The sequence below is a fragment of the Cryobacterium sp. TMT2-4 genome (genome assembly GCF_004402575.1).
In the GTDB taxonomy this organism is placed as follows: Bacteria; Actinomycetota; Actinomycetes; order Actinomycetales; family Microbacteriaceae; genus Cryobacterium; species Cryobacterium sandaracinum.
The window spans coordinates 19,350-37,815 of sequence record NZ_SOGE01000028.1 but is presented as its reverse complement, the minus strand read 5'-3'; the positions used below and the strand labels follow the sequence as shown (position 1 = coordinate 37,815).

20 protein-coding genes and 1 pseudogene are annotated in these 18,466 nt (G+C 64.1%); 15 read left to right on the top strand and 6 right to left on the bottom strand.

Annotation, left to right across the window (positions count from 1 at the left end; translation table 11 throughout):
* Positions 1-66 precede the first annotated feature (66 nt).
* Both E3O54_RS08110 and E3O54_RS08105 read left to right on the top strand, forming a co-directional pair.
* Positions 67-723 carry a histidine phosphatase family protein gene (locus E3O54_RS08110; RefSeq protein WP_134341897.1) on the top strand — a complete coding sequence of 219 codons (657 nt, stop codon included), beginning with the start codon at positions 67-69 and terminating at the stop codon, positions 721-723.
* Positions 724-1,428: 705 nt separating this feature from the next.
* The gene (locus tag E3O54_RS08105) at positions 1,429-1,719 is read left to right on the top strand and encodes a hypothetical protein (RefSeq protein WP_134401358.1); all 291 of its coding nucleotides are present in this window, start codon (positions 1,429-1,431) and stop codon (positions 1,717-1,719) included.
* Positions 1,720-2,124: 405 nt separating this feature from the next.
* Here E3O54_RS08105 and E3O54_RS08100 read toward each other — a convergent pair whose 3' ends face one another.
* A complete protein-coding gene (locus E3O54_RS08100) occupies positions 2,125-2,373 on the bottom strand; it encodes a hypothetical protein (RefSeq protein WP_134401357.1) in 249 nt (82 codons plus the stop codon).
* Positions 2,374-2,458: 85 nt separating this feature from the next.
* Between E3O54_RS08100 and E3O54_RS08095 the strand changes: the two genes are divergently transcribed.
* Positions 2,459-2,752, top strand: a complete 294-nt coding sequence (locus tag E3O54_RS08095) for a hypothetical protein (RefSeq protein WP_104194495.1) — start codon at positions 2,459-2,461, stop codon at positions 2,750-2,752.
* Here E3O54_RS08095 and E3O54_RS08090 read toward each other — a convergent pair.
* Positions 2,718-3,302 (bottom strand): XRE family transcriptional regulator, encoded by a 585-nt coding sequence (locus tag E3O54_RS08090; protein ID WP_134401356.1) that lies wholly within the window; start codon positions 3,300-3,302, stop codon positions 2,718-2,720. The two genes, E3O54_RS08095 and E3O54_RS08090, sit on opposite strands and share 35 nt — an antisense overlap.
* 102 nt (positions 3,303-3,404) lie before the next feature.
* Here E3O54_RS08090 and speB point away from each other — a divergent pair, with 102 nt between their 5' ends.
* From speB to E3O54_RS08070, 4 genes are read left to right on the top strand one after another with little or no spacing between them, the layout of a single operon-like run.
* The gene (gene speB / locus E3O54_RS08085) at positions 3,405-4,403 is read left to right on the top strand and encodes an agmatinase (RefSeq protein ID WP_134401355.1); all 999 of its coding nucleotides are present in this window, start codon (positions 3,405-3,407) and stop codon (positions 4,401-4,403) included.
* Between the two features lie 42 nt (positions 4,404-4,445).
* Positions 4,446-4,841 (top strand): nuclear transport factor 2 family protein, encoded by a 396-nt coding sequence (locus tag E3O54_RS08080; RefSeq protein WP_134401354.1) that lies wholly within the window; start codon positions 4,446-4,448, stop codon positions 4,839-4,841.
* Positions 4,842-4,870: 29 nt separating this feature from the next.
* Positions 4,871-6,247, top strand: coding sequence for a cytosine permease (locus E3O54_RS08075; protein WP_134401353.1), 1,377 nt, complete (start codon positions 4,871-4,873; stop codon positions 6,245-6,247).
* The gene (locus tag E3O54_RS08070; RefSeq protein ID WP_134401352.1) at positions 6,228-6,908 is read left to right on the top strand and encodes a cyclase family protein; all 681 of its coding nucleotides are present in this window, start codon (positions 6,228-6,230) and stop codon (positions 6,906-6,908) included. The genes E3O54_RS08075 and E3O54_RS08070 overlap by 20 nt, the downstream gene beginning before the upstream one ends.
* Before the next feature lie 461 nt (positions 6,909-7,369).
* On the opposite strand, the gene E3O54_RS08065 is transcribed toward E3O54_RS08070, so the two are convergent.
* On the bottom strand, positions 7,370-8,050 hold the full coding sequence (locus E3O54_RS08065) for a TetR/AcrR family transcriptional regulator C-terminal domain-containing protein (RefSeq protein WP_198411453.1): 681 nt from the start codon (positions 8,048-8,050) through the stop codon (positions 7,370-7,372).
* Between the two features lie 80 nt (positions 8,051-8,130).
* Between E3O54_RS08065 and E3O54_RS08060 the strand changes: the two genes are divergently transcribed.
* From E3O54_RS08060 to E3O54_RS16615, 3 genes are all read left to right on the top strand, one after another.
* Complete coding sequence (locus E3O54_RS08060; protein ID WP_134401350.1) at positions 8,131-8,706, top strand: DUF4386 domain-containing protein; 576 nt, start codon at positions 8,131-8,133, stop codon at positions 8,704-8,706.
* 144 nt (positions 8,707-8,850) lie between these two features.
* Entirely contained in the window at positions 8,851-9,207 is a 357-nt protein-coding gene (locus tag E3O54_RS16620) for an alcohol dehydrogenase catalytic domain-containing protein (RefSeq protein WP_198411452.1), read from the top strand.
* Positions 9,204-9,818 (top strand): NAD(P)-dependent alcohol dehydrogenase, encoded by a 615-nt coding sequence (locus E3O54_RS16615; protein ID WP_198411451.1) that lies wholly within the window; start codon positions 9,204-9,206, stop codon positions 9,816-9,818. Before E3O54_RS16620 ends, E3O54_RS16615 begins: the two co-directional genes overlap by 4 nt.
* A gap of 322 nt (positions 9,819-10,140) precedes the next feature.
* Here the strand turns inward: E3O54_RS16615 and E3O54_RS08050 are convergent.
* Positions 10,141-10,674, bottom strand: a pseudogene (locus E3O54_RS08050) (transposase); the annotation flags it as partial.
* 188 nt (positions 10,675-10,862) lie between these two features.
* Between E3O54_RS08050 and E3O54_RS08045 the strand changes: the two are divergent.
* The gene (locus tag E3O54_RS08045; RefSeq protein ID WP_134401349.1) at positions 10,863-11,666 is read left to right on the top strand and encodes a LysM domain-containing protein; all 804 of its coding nucleotides are present in this window, start codon (positions 10,863-10,865) and stop codon (positions 11,664-11,666) included.
* Between the two features lie 79 nt (positions 11,667-11,745).
* Here the strand turns inward: E3O54_RS08045 and E3O54_RS08040 are convergent, their stop codons facing one another.
* Both E3O54_RS08040 and E3O54_RS08035 read right to left on the bottom strand, forming a co-directional pair.
* Positions 11,746-12,300, bottom strand: coding sequence for a GNAT family N-acetyltransferase (locus E3O54_RS08040; protein ID WP_134373162.1), 555 nt, complete (start codon positions 12,298-12,300; stop codon positions 11,746-11,748).
* A 38-nt stretch (positions 12,301-12,338) separates the two neighbouring features.
* A complete protein-coding gene (locus E3O54_RS08035) occupies positions 12,339-12,953 on the bottom strand; it encodes a phosphotransferase (RefSeq protein ID WP_241976808.1) in 615 nt (204 codons plus the stop codon).
* A gap of 497 nt (positions 12,954-13,450) precedes the next feature.
* On the opposite strand from E3O54_RS08035, the gene E3O54_RS08030 reads away from it, so the two are divergent.
* The 4 genes from E3O54_RS08030 to nosZ all read left to right on the top strand — a co-directional run bounded on the left by E3O54_RS08030 (position 13,451) and on the right by nosZ (position 18,451).
* Positions 13,451-14,038 (top strand): helix-turn-helix domain-containing protein, encoded by a 588-nt coding sequence (locus E3O54_RS08030; protein WP_134401347.1) that lies wholly within the window; start codon positions 13,451-13,453, stop codon positions 14,036-14,038.
* Positions 14,039-14,050: 12 nt separating this feature from the next.
* Positions 14,051-15,334 (top strand): MFS transporter, encoded by a 1,284-nt coding sequence (locus E3O54_RS08025; protein WP_134401346.1) that lies wholly within the window; start codon positions 14,051-14,053, stop codon positions 15,332-15,334.
* A 458-nt stretch (positions 15,335-15,792) separates the two neighbouring features.
* Positions 15,793-16,053 carry a hypothetical protein gene (locus tag E3O54_RS08020; protein WP_134401345.1) on the top strand — a complete coding sequence of 87 codons (261 nt, stop codon included), beginning with the start codon at positions 15,793-15,795 and terminating at the stop codon, positions 16,051-16,053.
* Positions 16,054-16,450: 397 nt separating this feature from the next.
* Positions 16,451-18,451 (top strand): Sec-dependent nitrous-oxide reductase, encoded by a 2,001-nt coding sequence (nosZ, locus tag E3O54_RS08015; protein ID WP_134401344.1) that lies wholly within the window; start codon positions 16,451-16,453, stop codon positions 18,449-18,451.
* The last annotated feature ends 15 nt before the right edge of the window (positions 18,452-18,466 follow it).

Sequence of the window (18,466 nt, the reverse complement as noted above, 5' to 3'; positions counted from 1 at the left end):
GAACGTTGGCCTTTCCAGCAATCAAGAACCTCCATCGAAACGGGGGTGCGATACTACTGTTGCCGTATGTTCACGATCGAGCCGCTGCCCAGCCACCCCGCTCCGGATAACCCGTCGGGGAAGCTGATTCTCTTGCGCCATGGGGAGACGGAGTGGTCGAAGGATGGCAAACACACTGGGCTCACGGATATTCCGCTCACTGCCCGGGGAGAGGGACTTGCCCGCGGCGCGGGCAGGTTAGTGGCCGGTTACGATTTCTCCCTCGTGCTGACCTCGCCGCTGCAGCGTGCGCGACGCACCGCTGAGCTCGCTGGCCTTCATGCTGAGGTCGATCCGTTTCTCGTTGAGTGGGACTACGGCGGGTACGAGGGGCGTACGACGCGGGACATCCGCAGTGAACTCGGCTACAACTGGAGCGCATTCACCCACGGCGTGATTCGTGGTGAAACGCCTGGTGAGACGGTGGAGGAGGTCGCCGCCCGCGCGTCGCGGGTGCTCACGCGGGTGCTGCCTGCCATGGAGGAGGGAGATGTCGCCCTGATCGCGCACGGACATTTCCTGCGCATTCTCACCGCCGTGTACCTGAGGATGGCCCCTCGATTCGGTGCTCAAATCAGCCTGGATGCTGGATCAGTCTCCGTGCTGAGCTATTACCGAGAGCAGCCGGCCATCTTGTCGTGGAACTACGGAGCCGAACTGCCTTTGGTGCCCTCAGAGTCCTAAGTCGCGACCCAAAGTGCTGAAGGACTTGGGATCGCGGTGCCGACCGCGACGGTTCAAATGGTCATCATTTACTCATCACATTCATCTCGATTCGACCCAAATTGACAAAGTACACTTGCAGGTAGTGAACCGCCCGGTTCCCTGTCAACACAGGGGCATCCGCGAGTTTTTCGAGATATTCGGCGAAGACAAAGTTAAGGCTTGAGCCTTCAAGGGGTCGCGGGTTCAAATTCTGTCAGTCCCACCAAAGGGCCATTTGCGAAACTCATTACGAAACGGTCCGGTCGAAACAAAAAGAAATCGCTCCTGAGGCTTCTCAGGAGCCATTTCTGGATTATGGGGTTCTCGCGTCCGTTTCCGGTCGCGATTCTTGAGTTGTGTGCGAGATCTGCGGCGACGGCCAGTCCGGGAAACCGGTGCTTCCCAGGGGTTTCGGAGTCGACGCGGACGGCGATATTGATTTCCCAGCCCCAGCGGAAGTTTGCGTTCCGGGCCTTCTTGATGGGTGTGGTTTTATCGAACTGCCCTTTGGGCGTCGACACCGCTGAGCAGCGAATGAATTTGCCCCTCGCGCTGGGTCCGATCCGAGTCAGTGTCCGCCGGACTATTGCTCGAGCGTCGTTAGTCCATGAGGTCGGGCGCGCGCCAGACTCCAGTGCGGCGGCATCCGTTGCCCTCGATTTGCACGGGTGGGATAGTGACCTCATGGTGTGGATGCGAGGGCTAGCCGGCGCGATGGCGATCGCCCTCGACGGCACGGGCGCCGGAGCGCCCTACGATTTCACGTGGGCGTTTGTCCTTCAACCTCGAACCGACGGGTCGACGCGGCTTGTCGTTCGCGAGCGGTACGCGTACCTCACCGACTGGGCCAAGGTGCTCGTGGAGCCGATCGAGATGGTGAGCTTCCTCATGACCGAGCGGATGCTCCGGGGCATCCGGGACCGTGCGGAGCATTCTCCCTCGCGCACCTCCTTGCGGTCGCCGAACCATCGTTGAGCGATTCTTATTGAGATCCCTGTTCCTGGCGATACTCGGAAGGGGACGGGACGACCCCCTTGCTGATGAAGCCGGGAGAGAGTTAGAGGTCACTCGCTCCCGCTTCTGGCATCCGACTGCGTCGACGCGGTGGAGAACGGGTGGCCGCCTCGATGGGCAGTAACCCCGATCCGCTCGCCGAGAGTGGGGTGACCGAAGAGGCTCGCACCCAGGCCGCCCCGTCCAGATTCCGCCGTCGCGATGAGGACTCGCACATGTCGAGGGGTGCTCGGCCGGTAGCGGCGACGCTACTGTTTGTCGCTAGCCTGGGTCCGCGGTTCTGATCCGGTTCCTACGCCGTTCCTGAATGCCCACGCAGAACCCTGTCGGCATCCGCGATGGTGGCGCTGCATCGTCGTTAGGAAGTCACCGTGTTTTGCTGGAGAAATCGTTCGGGTCGAGGCCGGCGATTCGACGCGCATGCTCGTGGAGTGCTTCTTCGCTCACGGTGTGTCCAGCATCTGCGAATCGTTCACGCAGCGCGTCGAGGACTTGGAGCTCACTGTGGCCGGCGAGGTCAGCTTCCTCCTGTGCGAGAATCCCCGCCACCTTGTCCTCGTCCGATTGAGAATGCTGGTCTTGGATCGGTTCACTCTGTGTGCCGTCACCATTCATGCTGCTCCTCCGATCTCAAGGGTTCTATTAGCAAGCCTAACGTTCAGAGTGAGACGCGGACAGGCTTTAGTGTGAAGCGGTCGACGTGGACCCGGATGTGCTGCGGGCGGCCGAGTTCGACTTCGCCGGCCCGAGCGTCGCCTTCGAACGCGTCGACGAAGCTGTGGCGGACCACCGCGCTGCGGAAGGGACGAAGTGGATGACCGGCCTCGGTCCCGACCTGGACAGGGTTTTATCTGCCGGGCTCCTGGATGCCATCAGCGGATTCCTCAACGATTTCGGGGCGGCCGCGCCCCTGCCTGCGCTGATCTGGACGCTGGGGTTCGAATACGACGCGGTCTCGGTCAGGCCGAGCCGCTCCACGGCGCGGGCACGATGACCCACAGCACGACGGCTGGCTCGCCGCCCTCGACCCGCCAGGTGTGCGGCTCTCGACCGGGGAAGGTCAGTGCGTCGCCGGCGTGGACGGCCACGGTGCGACCGGCGAATCGCACGGTGAGTGATCCCGAGACGACGTGGAGCGCTTCGACGTCGCAGTTGATCGTGTACAGATCGGTCCCGCCGTGCGCGTCCGGCTCGAGTTCTGATCGCAGCAGCTGAACCCGCTCCTCGCCGCGCGGCGACATCAGTCGCTCGTCGGCGTGCACTCCGCCCAAGTTGATCCGCGGAGCGTCGGCGTACGCGACATGGTGAACGTCGGGCTCGGCGAAGAGCGCTCCGACGGGCAACGAGAGCACCTGACACAACTGGACAAGCGTTGCCACGCTCGGTGACGTCTCGTCGCGCTCGACCCGGCTGAGGAAGCCCTTGCTGAGGCCCGTCGTCTGAGCGACCTGGGCGAGTGACATGCCCTGAGCGGTGCGCGCGGAGCGCAGCTTGGCGCCGATGGGTGTCGCGGTGCCTTCGGCGGTGGGGTGGATGGCGCGCACAGTTCCTCCTCGAAGCTGCTCACACATTCGTCCTTGACGATCTGCACGGGACAGCGTACGGTAGCGCTGTAGTTGTCTATAGCGTACCGAAAGTTGTCAAATATGCAACCGTTCAGCAAAGATGCGACGGATGAGCCCCGCGGGCCGGTGGACGCGAGTGTCGTGCCCCGGTTTGCCGGAATTGCGACCTTTGCGCGACTCCCGCGGCTCGACGAGGTCGAGCGGGCAGACATCGCGATCGTCGGGATTCCCTTCGACAGCGGAGTGAGCTACCGACCCGGTGCTCGGTTCGGCCCCGCTCATGTGCGCGAGGCCTCGCGCCTACTGCGACCGTACAACCCTGCGCAGGACGTCTTCCCGTTCGACGCCCAGCAGGTCGCCGACGCCGGCGACATCGCCGCGAACCCGTTCGACATCGCTGCTGCCGTGGCCGAGATCGAGGCGGGCGCGCGCCAGCTCAGCGAGCACGCCGACCGACTAGTCGCCATCGGCGGAGACCACACGATCGCTCTGCCGCTGCTTCGCGTCGCGCACGCGCAGCACGGGCCCGTCGCGGTATTGCACTTCGATGCCCACCTCGACACGTGGGACACGTACTTCGGGGCGCCGATGACTCACGGGACCCCCTTCCGGCGGGCGTCCGAAGAAGGCCTCATCGACCTGACCGCGAGCATGCACGTTGGAATTCGCGGCCCCCTGTACTCGAAGGACGACCTCGAAGACGACGCCCGGCTCGGCTTTGCGATCGTCACGAGCGAATTCGTCGAAGAGCACGGGGTCGCGGCCGCCGTCGAACGCATCCGCGCCAGAGTCGGAGACGCGCCGCTCTACATCACGATCGACATCGACGTACTCGACCCCGCCCACGCGCCGGGAACAGGAACTCCGGAGGCGGGCGGGCTCACGAGTCGAGAACTACTGCGGATGCTGCGTGCCCTGGCCGACCTGCGCATCATCGGCGCCGACGTGGTCGAAGTCGCCCCCGCGTACGACCATGCCCAGCTGACCGCTGTCGCGGCCAGCCACATCGTCTACGAGCTGCTGAGCGCGATGGCGCCTGGGGTGACCCACCCCGACCGACAAAGCCCCGACCTGACGTAGAAGTCCCGAACCCGACCGACAAGCCCGACGCAGGAGACACCCATGACACTGCCCACCCCAACGGACGAAGAAGTCCGTGCCGCGGCATCCGCCATCGTCGAGGCGTTCGCCGCCACCGACGGCCCGCGCTACTTTTCACTCTTCGCACCTGACGCAACCTTCGTCTTCCACACCGAATCTGCGCGAATCGAGGACCGGGCTGCCTACGAAGCCATGTGGGAGGAATGGGTGGGCGGCGGCTGGAGCGTGCAATCTTGCGCATCGAGCGCGGCCGCGGTGCAGGCGTTTCCCGGCGGAGCCGTCTTCACCCACTCCGTCAGCACGAGCGTGAGCACCGTGGACGGACCCATGTCTTACCGGGAGCGCGAAACGATCGTCTTCCGGTCTGATTCTGCCGGCCTCATCGCCGTCCACGAACACCTGTCACCCCAGCCCTGACCCGACCCCATTCATCGAGGAGCCCAAAGATGTCGCCCTACACCCTTCTTGAACGCCGACTGGACACCAACTCAGATGACGCGGGCCCGGTTCGCGGAACCTACTCGCTCGGCCGCGTACTCATGATCTGGCTGGCCGCGAACCTTGTGGTCACCACCCTTCTGACCGGCACGCTCTTCGTGCCGGATGTGCCGTTCGGCCTCGTCATCGCTCTGATCGTGGGCGGAACGATCGTCGGAGCAGCAGTGCTCGTGACGGTCGGTGCGATCGGAACGCGCACCGGCCTGCCGACGATGGCAATCACGCGCGGACCGTTCGGGACGCGCGGGAGCCTGCTGCCGGTGGCCGCCAACGTGGTCATCCTCATGGGCTGGAGCTGGGTGCAGGCGATGCTCGCCGGGATCGCCCTCAATTACATCGTCGCGTCGATGACCGGGTTCTCGAACCCCGTCATCTTCGCGGTGCTCTGCCAGACGATCGTCGTGATCCTTGCGATCTTCGGCCACGCCGGAGTCGCTCGGGTGGAACCGTGGTTCGCCGCGGTCATCCTCGCGATCGCCGCCTACATCTTCGTCGTAGCGTTCTCTACGTTCCCGCCGGCAGAGTTCGCGGCCATCCCGGCGACGCTAGAGCCGTTCTACTCCCCGGGACTGGCGTTCGATGTCGTGGTCGCGACCGCCATATCGTGGACGGTGCTCTCGGCCGACTTCAACCGCTTCGCATCGACGACCCGCGCGGGCGTGGTCGGCTCGGGAATCGGTTACACCCTGTCGACGGTGATCTCGATGACGCTCGGCGCGAGCGCGATCGGCTACGTCGTCCTGCGGGGCGGCGACGCGATGGCGTTCGACCCTGTGACGATCATCGAACCCTTCGGCGCCCTGTTCGCGGTCGCGATCTTCCTATCCGTGATGGCGACGAACACGATGGTCGTCTACGGCATGGTCACAAGCGTGGTCAACGCGCTCCCCGGCCGCCGGGTGAAGTTCCTGCCCACCGCGATCGTCCTCGGGCTCATCTCGATCATCGGTTCGACCTTCTTCGGTCTGCTGGCCCAGTTCACGACCTTCTTGGTCACGATCGGTGCCCTGTTCGCACCGATCTTCGCGATCATGATCGTCGACTACTACATCGTCGCACGCGGCAGCTACAGCGCCGACATCCTGAAGGCTCAAGGCGGTCGCTACTGGTACACCGGCGGCATCAATTGGCTCGCTGTCGCGTCGTGGGTGGTCGGTGCGGTGTCCGCCTACGTGTGGGCGTACGTGTGGCCGCTTCCGTTCGGTGCGACCGTTCCCGCATTCCTCCTGACCTTCGCCGTGTACTTGGCCTTCTCGCTCGCGCGCCGCAGCAGGACGCCTTTCGAGCCCAGCCAGCACCTCGCCGATGCCGACACCTCTCGCTGACGGCCCTGGAGCGCCGCCGCGCGCGGCACTCCGGGACCTCAGTCACCCGATCACCGACGGGATGCCGGTGTATCCCGGCGACCCGGCGGTCCACGTCGAAGCCGCGCTGGTCCTCGACCGCGACGGGGTGGCCGTGACAGGGCTGCGAATGGGGTCTCATACCGGGACGCACATAGATGCGCCGTCCCATACCGTCCCCGGTGGCCGGACAATGGCCGATGTGGCCCTCGACGAGCTCCTCGGCGATGCGCTGGTGGTGCGGGTGCGAGTGCTCGCCGAGGGCGAGGTATACGGGTGGGACCGGCTGAATGCGGAGCATCCGCTACCGGATCGATTGCCCCCGATCGTCGTGATCGACACGGGCTGGGCGCGGTGGTTCGGCGACGCACGCGCAGTGCGGCATCCGGCCCTCGATGCCGGTGCCGCGAGCGAACTCGTCGCTCGCGGGATGCGGATCCTCGCGGTCGACACGCTGAGTCCCGACCCGACCGGCACGTCGTCGGCCGCCTTTCCCGTGCACGAGGTCGTGCTGGGCCGCGGCGGGCTGATCGTCGAGAACCTCTGCGGCCTGGATGACCTGCCGTCACAGGTGCGGATCGGCTTCTTCCCCCTGCGACTCGGCGGCGACGGGGCGCCGGTGCGCGCGGTCGCCTTCGTCTGAGGCCGAGCAGCGAATGAATTCGCGCCTCGCGCTGGGTCAGATCGGGAGTCAGTGGTCAGGCGCTGGCCTTCCGGGAGGAAAAGAATGAGGGCTGCGGAGGAAATGGAGTTCAACCCTCACCGCCGATCCGCGCCCTGCTAGCTTTCGTAAACAGCCCACCAAGGGCCGTTCGCGAAACTCTTCACGAAACGGTCCGGTCGAAACAAAAGGAAATCGCTCCTGAGGCTTCTCAGGAGCGATTTCTGGTTTAAGCGGATCTTGCGGCTCTTCGTGGCTGCGAATTCATGTTCAGCGTCGCCGTTCAAGCTGTTTTGTCTGTTTTCACGCGCGTCGGATTGTCTCGAATGCTGGGTGTTTTGTCCTCTCGGGCAGTACGTTGACCGTCGCGGGACGGTTAGGTCCGTAGCGGTGGTCCGCCGGTCTCATCCGATGGAAGGTGTTTGGCCTTGTCCGGCCGAACGTTACTGACTAGGAGGAACGGAGTCGCTGAGAAGGGCTACTTCGAGACCGTCGAGAATCAGTTCGAGACCGAAGTCAAATTCGTTGCCGAAGGCGTATCCGGGCTGCAGGATCAGCGATACTGCCATCGCGGCGAGGTTCTTAAAGGAGTCGGTCATGGCTTCCTGCTGCGCCATAATGGCTTCGGTCGCGTCGCCGATGTCGCCGGACGGGTCGAGCGGCAGCGAGGCCTCCTGCTGGGCGAAGCCCAGCACGTAACTGTCCAGGATCGACATGGCGTGGCCCGTCATGGCCATCGAGAAGCCCGCAGCCGTTAAGCAGCCGATGACCGAATCGAGGTGACCGAGGGTCGCCGGTCCAGGGGATGTGCGGGCCTTCATGCTGATGGCCCAAGGATGCAGTGCCAGGACACTGCGCGTCGACCCCGCCCGCTTCCGCATCGCCGCCCGCCACTCGTCCCCAGCACTCGGCGTCGCGAATTCGGAGTGCACGATGTCGAGCATCCCGTCGAGAAGATCTTCCTTGTCCTTCAAATGGTAGTAGAGCGACATGGCCGTTATGTCGAGTGCGGCGGCCAGCTTGCGCATGCTGAGCAACTCGATCCCGTCGGCATCGGCCAGCGCCATGGCGACCCTGATCGCTCGCTCACGGGTGACCGGTGTTCTATCTTCAAGCTTCGCCATAGACATCACCATACGCCGTATGGTACTTTCGCACTGTTCACCATACACCGTAAGGTGCGACGACTGGAGATGAGAAACGTATGAGTAATACACGCACAATTGCCCGCACAGTCGGCGCGCTGATGCTTGCCGCCTTTTTCCTTTACGGCACTGGAAGCTCTATCGCGACGACCGCTTCCCCCGGCGGCCTCCTCACCGCAGGAGTGGTGCTCATGGTGTTGAACTCGGTGGCCGTGATCGCGATCGGAGCTGTCATGCTTCCTGTCCTTTGGCCACACGCTCCAGGAATCGCGGCCAGCTACCTCGCCACCCGGATCTTCGAGGGTGGGTTTTTGGCGGTCGGCGCGGTCGCGCTACTCGCAGGCATGGGCGGCACCAACTTCCTTGCATACAACATTGCGATGGCGGGCCTTGGCGTCGGTAGCCTGCTGTTCTGCATTGCGCTCTACCGCTCACGCCTCGTGCCACGGTTCCTGGCCGTGTGGGGATTTATTGGCTACGCGTTATTCGCGGGCGGGTGCTTTCTCGAACTCGCCGGCGTAGTGGGTGCCAGCCTCGTTTCCACCGTTCCGGGTGGCCTGTTCGAGCTGTTCTTCGCCATTTGGCTCATTGTGCGGGGCTTTGGCACGACCGCAGCCGTAACGGCTCGGGCATGACCGTCCCCTGTCCCACAAAAGGCCAGCCGTGATTGGGCACCGCTCCGGCCCGGCCACCGGTCGCGTCACCGCCGCCCGGCTGTGCGCAGCGCCGAAAGACGTTACCGGTAAGCGGTACCCTGCAGCCGAACTAGGAGGCACATCTTGAAGGCAGTAGTTCAGCGGGACTACGGCGATGTAGAAGTGCTCAAAGTGGAAGACATCGACCATCCGGTCGTTGGTCAAAACGACGTTCTCGTCCGCGTGGTAGCCGCGAGCCTCAACCATGCCGACTGGATTCACATGTCGGGCACACCGCTTGTCGCGCGATTGGCCTTCGGCACTCGAAGACCGAAAGCGATGACGCGGGGCAAGGATGTCGCGGGCGTCGTCGAGTCGGTCGGCACCAACGTCACGGCCTTCCGCCAGGGCGACGAGGTCTACGAGAGCTCAGTTCAGGAACCTTTGCGGAGTACGTCGCCGCACCCGCCTCCCTTCTGGCGCGAAAGCCGGTCAATTTGACCTTCGAGCAAGCCGCCGCGGTGCCTCTGTCCGGGATGACAGCTTTGGTCGGCTTGCGCGATGCCGGTTTGGTGACGCCCGGTCAGCGGGTGCTGGTCAATGGGGCATCCGGGGGAGTGGGGACTTTCGCTGTGCAGATCGCGAAGGCGCTCGGCGCCGAGGTCACCGCCGTGAGCAGCGCCGCCAACGCTGCGCTCGTGCAATCACTCGGTGCCGACCACGTCGTCGATTACGGCCGCGACGACTTCACCCGTGGAACCGCTCGGCACAACGTCATCTTCGATCTGATCGGGAACCACACGCTGACCGAATTGCGCAGCGCACTCATTTCCAAGGGAGTCCTCGTGCTCTCCAGTGGCACAGGCGGACGCGTGGTCGGGCCTACGGGGCGCATCCTCAAAGCCGTTGCCATATCGCCATTCATTGGCCAAAAACTCAAACCATTCACCCAGAATGGCAGCACGAAAACGCTGAACGAGCGACGCGACCTGATTGAGGCCGGGCGGGTGACCCCCGTAATCGATCGCATCTATGGGCTTGCCGAGGTGCCCGCTGCCATGCGGTACTTCGTCGACGAGCACGCCCGTGGAAAGGTCGCGATAAGCGTCTGATCTCGGAAGCGGATGGACCCGACCTCATTTAGCCGTTGGACCGGAGGGCTTCGATGAGCAGCGCGGTGAGCCCCCCCATCGGTCGCGAGCCAGGTGCGCCACGCATCCCACTGAGCGGGCGTCAGCAGCCCAAGGAACCAATCGACCATTGCGAGTAACCATACTCAGCCAATATGCAAACGTGGTGCTGGCCGTTGCCCCTCACCATGTGCTCGTCAACCTCACTAGTGCCATCGCTTTGTAGCTGTCATCGGAGTGGCCAGGGACCCACTCAGGCTTCGAGCTAGAGCGGCGGTCGGAAGTCGGTTCGCGTCTGCGAGTGCCGGCGGAGCGCGGCGAGCTGTTCGGCACGCTTGGGGAGCACGACGTTGGTCTCGTTCGTGCCCGTCACCACGACGGTCTGCTCGCCCAGCGCCCGGGTGATCTCGTCCGCGAGGCGCCGGCCCATTCGCGGTGCCAACTTCAGCAACTGGTTGCCAAGTCGAGTTGGGCCAGCGGCCTTCATCGCCGCTGGCGTTGGGTAGCGCTGCAGCAGATCCAGCACCGCCGGATGGTCCAGGTGCGGGCCCAGGACCCGCTCCAACGCAGGGTGGATCTGGGCGAGCAGGCCCCGGATACGGTTGCTCGTGGCCGTGATCTGGCCGACGACATCGTCGTCGAAACCGCAAAGCATCGAGAGCTCAGCGACCTGCTCATCGGCCAGCTGCAGCGACCGCAAAGCGTGCGGGAGGCTCCTCGCGGCTTGGGCGATGATCGCGGCATCGCGGGCGTCGGTCTTGGCTTCGCCCGCGTGCAGGTCCGCGACGCGCCTCATTGCCAGCCCCGGCAGGTAGCCCACGAGCACGTCTGAACCGCGGCATCCGGGCAATTCAGGCGACTGAAAAGTCCCCCTGCTTCGCCCGCAAGCCCAACCGCCAACGGGAGGGTTCATAGCGACCGGTGCGTCCGGTGGCGACGTCGGTCGAGCCATCTCGTTTCTCGGGCCCGCGGCTGGACCGGCGACGCGGCCGACTGCCATACTGGGCCCGGCGGGGAGGGGACCTGATGCCACGACTGACGACATCCGTTCTGGGGAGCATCGCTCTGGTGCTCGGACTGGTGGCCTGCTCGCCCCCGACAACCCAGACTCCACCGCTCGACACGGCCGTTCACACTGATGCGTCGGCCCCGCCCGACGGCGCGGTCGACGTCGTCATCCCCGACGGTGTCATCGGCACGGCCGAGCTCACGTCGGCCTCGGGGGACGACACCGTCTCCGGAACCGTCGTCGTCACGGCCGCAGGCGGCGGGTTCGACGTCGCACTGAAAGACTTCCACTCGGACGTTCCCGGAGGCTTGCAACTGTTCTTCAGTCCCTGGTCGGAGACCACGACTTGCCTGGCCGACATGTACAACTTCTCCTTCGGCAACCTATCCACGGACGCCGATCAGCCCGGGCTGAGTTTGGGAGACAGAGACTACTCCCGGGGCAACCCCAGCTACTTCCTGACTGCCGTCATCACGGAGACCGACCCGAGCACGACCGATCCTGACGGCTGCGTGCTCACTCCCCGGGCGGTCGGCACGATCACCTGGGACGTGCCGGACACCCGGCCCGGGCTGCTCGCCGTTGACACCGGTTCCCGGTTCGGCGCCGGCGGCGCCACCGCCACAACCGATGGTGCCCCCACCTCCTACCGGGCGGTCGCTGGCGACACGCTCAACGACATCGCCGACCGCTTCGGCATCACGGTCGACGATCTCGGCTTCCTCAACCCACTCACTAGCCGCCAGCTCCAGGCCGGTGACGATTTGAACCTCCAGGTGGCACTGCGTGGCGGCGCCTCGGTCCCGCCGCCTTGGGCCTGAACGCCGCTTCAGGGCATGAACCGCCGCCCAGGGGATAGTGGCCGTGTAGAAACCTCCTCCGAGCGCGTGTGTTCTTGTTCTAATGCGGCACGGTGAGGCTGAGCCAGCGTTCTTCGATGGCGTAGCCGAGGTGTTCGTTCATACGGATGCTGCCGGCGTTGACTTGAGCACCACCCGTGCCGAAGATCCTGACGCCGTCGTGGGCCAACGCCGTGATCGATGCGGCCTTGACGGCAACGGCGAGCCCTCGTCGGCGGTAAGTGCGGTGGACGGAAGTGAATTCGGTTTCCGCGCGCGCGGCAGTCAGGCTCATTACGCTGACGGCCACGAGTTGTCCGTCATGGATGGCGCCAAAGAGACGGCAGCCGAATGTCCACAGGTCGAGCACGTCGGACTCGTCGCGGTGGGGCACGGATGTCGCTGGCGTGTACGGGTAGTCGGCGTGGTTCATGGCTTCGAGTGCTGTGACCTGAGGCGCCCAGCTGGCATCGAGTTCCTCGATCCGGAATCCTTGGCCTGTTGCCGCCACGACGGCGGCGTGCAGAACCGTCAGGTTGGGTGGATCGCTCAGGCGCAGGCGGGCACCCCACGATTCGCCGACAACGAAGTACCCCGCCTCGGTTAGACGCTTCAAGCGTGGATCGTTGACTTGGACTACCTGGATATCCGCGTTCACGGGGCCTTCAGGCTTGCGATCATGTCGAGAAGTCGGTCGCGGTCGCGGCGGTACAGTGCGGCATGCTCCAGGAAATCATTGCGGCCCGTGTCGGCGGCACGTTGATCCGTGAACACGGCCAGATCCTCCATGCGGTGCGCTGCCGCCCGAAGAACGGCAGCCTGGTCGAACTCATAGCCGTAGGAACGGATGAGCGCATCGAGCCGGCCCGGGCGAGCATCTCGTCCGGGCGCGTCAGGGTCTGAGTACTCGCCGAGCGGGACGAGTCGATATGCGAGGTAAGCCAGATCCAAAATCCGAGGCCCGGGGGAGGCCATGTCAACGTCGATGAGACCGGTGATGTGCCCGTCTTGGAAAACCATGTTGTACGGTGCGACGTCGTTCAGGCACACCACCTCGATTGGCTCGTGTGCAGGCAACTGCCATGTGGCTGCCGAGTGCGCGAGGGGTGCGCTCGCGTCATGCACCCGTCGGAGCAAGGACCCAGCCTCGTGCAGGATCGTCGACGACCAGATCCAGCTGGGCAACGGGTAGTTGCCGACGATCCCCGGAAGGTAGGAGAGCACTTCGCGGCCCTGCTCGTCCAGACCCAAGGGCTCAGGTACTTCCATCACGCCCGCCGCACGGAGTGTGCTCAGAAGTTGATGTACCGCAGGAATCCAAGGACCAGCGGGGCGGTGAACGGTATCGCCCACCCGCACGACAATGCTCGAGTTTCCCCCGGCCAGAACCTCTTCATCCATCCCACCAACCTAAAGGCTGCAAGCGGAACCTCAGGGCGAAATGTCGTGCACCCGGGTCAGACGGAGCCTCGCCAGTTCGTGACCGCGGCCCGGTTGGCGTCGTTGAGTCCCGGGGATTCGAGGAGTGTGACCAGGTCGAGGCCGAGAAGTGCGGAGCGAAATGCGCCCTCTATTGTCGTGCCGTGAGTTGTCGTGGGAGGCTACCGAGATCGCGTGCGTTCACCAAACCTTCGATCCGAAGAGCCCGGCCCTCATGTTTCGCCTCGTTGACCATGGGCTCAGCTTAGGAGCGAGAGGGCGCTCGAGTACCAGTTATCGCGTAACAATCATTGCGCAATAACTGTTGTTCTTATAGGGTCAGCGGTATGTCCCCCCGCGGCGCTTCACGCACCACGCTCAGCTCGGCTGCATCCATGCGGGTCCTCGCGCATCCGACCCGGTTGCGTCTGCTCGGCCTGCTTCGCGAACGCGGCCCGTTGACCGCAGCCCAGCTCGGCGACGTCGTCGATGAGGCTCCCGGTACCATCAGCTACCATCTCGGCAAGCTTGCCTCCATCGCCCTGATCGAGCCCGCCGAGGCTCAGAGCACCGACCACCGCGAACGTTGGTGGAAGGCCACGACCCTACTGACCAGTTGGGAGCCCGCCGATCTGCTCGACGACCCCGATAAGCTCGCGGCGTCTTCTGTTCTGCAGAAGTCGATTGCTCAGGCCTACGCCGCCCGGTTCACCGACTACATCGACGCGACACCTGCCCTGCCTCGTGAGTGGGTCGCGGCAGGCGCGAGCGGGGATCGCAGCCTGCGTCTAACGGTCGAGGAGCTGGGCACCATGCGTGCCGAGCTCGAAGCCCTGGTCACCCGGTGGGTCGACGCGAGCGCTGCTCACGACCCGGCGACGGCCGATGGCGCAGAGCCTGTGGTGCTCGTCTACCAGGCCTATCGCCGTCCCTGAGTCAGACCGCCGATGAGCAAGAACATGAAGGAGGCGCTGCCTCGCGACCGCCGCGCAACCGGCGCCCTCTCGGCCCTGCTGACTGCCCACGCGATCTCGCAAACGGGCAACGTGATCACAGCCTTCGCCATCCCCTTCTACGTCCTCGGCCTCGGCGGCTCGGGCGTCGAGGTGGGAATCGCGGCATTCTTCGCTACCGCCCCGGTTGTGGTCGGCGGGGCGCTCGGCGGGGTTGTCGTGGACCGGGTGGGTCACCGCCGAGCGGCGATCGTTGCGGACCTCGTGAGCGGTGCCACCGTGCTGGCCATGCCGGTACTGGCGCTGACCGTCGGGCTGCCATTCTGGGCCCTTCTCATCCTGGTATTCGCGGGCGGACTACTCGACACCCCGGGACAGACCGCCCGCCGCGTCATGCTGCCCGGGCTGACGGTAAGGGCCGGCGTGCGGATCGAGCAGAGTGTCGGGCTTCTCGACGGCTCTGAGCGCTTCGCCAACCTGATCGGCGCCTCGATCGCCGGCCTGCTCGTCGCGCTCCTGGGGCCGATCGCAGCCCTCTTCGTCAACGCGGCAACGTTCGCGGTCTCAGCACTGCTGACCTGGACGTTCGTGGCAGCCGTCCCTGCCACCGTCAGGCTGAGCGGCGACAGCGTTGACACTCCCCATACCTCGTATTGGGCCGACCTGGCTGAAGGCTTCCGCTTCGTCATCCACGACCCGCTGATGCGTTTGGTCGTCGGCCTCGTGCTGGTCACGAACCTGCTCGACGCCGCCCGCGGCTCGACCCTGATGCCCCTCTACGCGAACGATCGTCTGGGAGGCGCGGCCGCTCTGGGTCTGCTGGTGGCGGTCATGGGCGGTTGCGCTCTGGTGGGCAACGTGGCCTTCGGATTCGTCGCTCACCGGGTGCCCCGCCGTGTGACCTTGGCGGTTTGCTTCGCCGTGGCTGGCGGCCCGTCCAGCGCTGCCTTCGCTATCGGTGCGCCGCTGCCCGTGCTCGTCGCGATGACCGTGCTCTCGGGCCTGGCGGCTGGGGCGATTAATCCGATTCTCGGCGCGGTGGAGCTTGAACGCGTTCCTGAACACATGCGCGGCCGGGTGTTCGGCTTGATCAACGCCGGTGCGTGGGCGGGGGTGCCGTTCGGCGCCCTGCTCGGCGGCATCGCCGCCGACACGATCGGACTGTCGCTCGCCTTCGGAATCGTCGCGGTCGTCTACACGCTCGTCACGCTGAGTCCACTGACCGGAGGAGCTTGGCGGCACATGGAGCGGCGCCCGGCCGTGATGCCCGCGAAGTGAACGCCCCGAACGCTCGCCAGTCCATGCCTGGTAACCTGTGCCCCGAGATGGAAAGCGCGTCCACTGGTTCTGGGGCGTTGCTGGCATCGTCACTCTCTCCTCAATTGGCAGCATCTCCAGTGCCGCCGAGACGCTGCTGGTGCAAATGACCAATTTGTAGATCGCCAATCCGCGGCGGGCAACAATGGTTGGACGCGGCAGCTGTACCAGCACTCATCTCCCGCGTCTAAGGAAGAATATTCATGGCTTCTCGAACCCCCAGGCTCTCTCTGGTCGTACTTATCGTGTTGGCCCTCAGTGGGTGTTCGGCTGGTGTTGGCGCCAGCGATACAGCGTCGGCTACAGGGGGAGCGATCGAGTTGGCAGTATCGGAGACGTGCGCTGATGGGGCGGACCCGCAATGCGTTCAGGTCAATGGCGAGAATGTTGTTTTCCCATCCGTACTTGAGCGAGCTGGAGTGAAGGATGCCACCATCGCCGAAGGTGAGGGGCAGAACGCGGTTGACGTGACGTTCACCGAAGACGGGGCGATCGTCTTTAACACCCTCACGGTGAAGGCTGTCCAAGCCGGAGATTCGGCGCGCCTGATTATCAAGATCGGCGGCGAGATACAGGCTGCCGCCGTGGTGATGGAAGCCTTGGAGGATGATCATGTGCAGATCAGCATCGCTCCAGACGACAACGCCCAAAGAATCGTAGACCTGATTCACAAAGGCTGAGAAGCGTCGGCGCTCTGGCTCCGACTGGTGTCGATCCGTTCACCCACGAAATCCACAGTTGTGCCGACGGCGACAGTATGAGAACTACCGCCCTTGTTCCGGAACCGGGGGCGAGACCCGGTATGCTTCGATGAGCATCATCCAATTGGTAGGCTAGAACGCATTCCAAGTGGAGTGCGTCCACCCCATGCCCCCGGCCAAGTCTCGCCGGTCGCATCGTGGGAGCCGCCGCGGCAAACGTGACGACGTGCGTCAAGCATATTTTGACGCGACCCACTGCCCGTAGTGGCCCGCCTCCTGTTCGGGATCCTCAGCTGGGCGAGCATGACCTGCCATTAGTGCCTGTTTTGCGCGCCGAAAAGCCGTGTGAACCTGCGACAAGTAGGAGGAACATGCCATGAAGATCCCCGCCATGAAACGAAGAGATTTTCTCAAGGTTGGCGGTGGTGTGGTCGCTGGCGCGGCCGTTGGCATCACCGGCACGAACGTTGGCAACAATCTAGGAGCCGGTGGGGAACTCGCGGCTGTGGCCTCAAGCCGGGGACTGACCGGTGCCGAGGCCCGTGCGGCTCTGACGTCGGTGGTGCCACCCGGCAAGTATGATCCGTTCTTCATGTTCGCGTCCGGCGGGCACTCCGGTCAGATTTCGATCATCGGCATCCCTTCGATGCGGCTGCTAAAGATCATTCCCGTGTTCTCTCGCGATTCATTCTCTGGATATGGCTTTGGTACGGACGTTGACGGCGTCATCCCGCGGGGGTCCGATCCGACCAAGAGCAATCTGCTGAGCTGGGGCGACACCCACCATCCCGCCCTCTCGGAAACCGAAGGCCGGTATGACGGCCGCTGGCTGTACGTCAACGACCGTGCCAACGGGCGGATCGGTATGGTTGACCTCGCCGACTACAAGACGAAGCAGATCTACGACATCCCCAACATCGGCAGCGCTCACGGCGGAGTGTTCGTCACGCCCGATTCCGAGTACGCCCATGTGTCGTCCATCACTCCCCGGCCGATTACCGATAACGGATATGCGCCGCTCGAAAGCTACGCGGACCTTTATCGAGGCTTCTCGAGCTGGTGTGCGATCGACCAGACGACGGGCCACCTGGTGCCCGAAAAAAGCTTTCAGATCGAGCTCCCACCCTATAATCAGGATCTCGCGGACATGGGCAAGCTGGCCAGCGCGGGCTACGGGTTCCTGAATTCGTTCAACGCCGAGCTCTCGGTCGGCATGTCTCACAAGAACCCGCCGATTGAAATCGGGGCGGCCAAGAACAAATACGACTACCTCCACGTCATTGACTGGAAGAAAGCCGAAAAGGTCGTCGCTGCAGGCAAGGTCATTAAGCGGAACGGCATCCGCGTGATCCCGCTGGAGGTCGCCATCAGCGAGGGTATCCTGCACTTCATTCCTGAGCCGAAGAATCCGCATGGAGTTGAGGTCTCTCCCGACGGAAACTACATCGTGATCGCGGGCAAGCTCGACCCGGCTGTGACGGTGTACTCGATCACGATGATCAAGAAGGCCATCGAGGACAAGAACTTCGAGGGCACGGACCGTTACGGCGTTCCGATCATCCCAATCACGGCCGTTACTGCGGCGCATGTCGAACTCGGTGCCGGGCCGCTCCATACGCAGTACGACGGCAAAGGCAACGCGTACACGAGCCTCTTCATCGACAGTGCGATCATCAAGTGGACCCTGGGTCCCGATGCCGGTGTGACTGAAAAACCGTTTACCGTTCTTGAGAAGATCCCCGTGCACTACAACATTGGCCACCTCGCGATCCCCGGCGGAGACACTGTAGCGCCGGTCGGGACGTACATGGTCGCCCTCAACAAGTGGTCGCTCGATCAGGTGCAGAAACTTGGTCCGCAGCATCCGGTGAACTTGGAGCTTTTCGACATTGATCACACGCCGCCACGCGTGCTGAGCAGTTTGCCCCTCGGCGGATCCGAGCCGCACTATGCGCAGATTATCAGCGTCGACCGGCTCAGCCCGCTCACGGTCTACCCTCCGGGTACCAACCCGGAGACCATGGCTAAATCGGAGTTCGCGACCGCCTCCGGGCAGGAACGAATCGTGCGCGCGGACGGCTTCGTCGATGTCTACGCGACTGTCATGCGCAGCCACTTCACTCCTGAGCAGATCCCGGTCACTGTCGGTGAGAAGCTGCGCATCCACCTGACCAACATCGAGACAGCGGAAAACGCCACACACACATTCGCAGTGCCCAATCACAACCTTCAGGCCACGCTCGACCCGGGGGAGACCGTGAGCGTGGAGTTCACCGCCGACCGGGTGGGATCGTTCGCCTTCTACTGCGCTCAGTTCTGCTCTGCCATGCACATGGAAATGTACGGGTGGCTGCTTGTAGCACCGGCGGGTGCCTGATGAGGCCGGCATCCT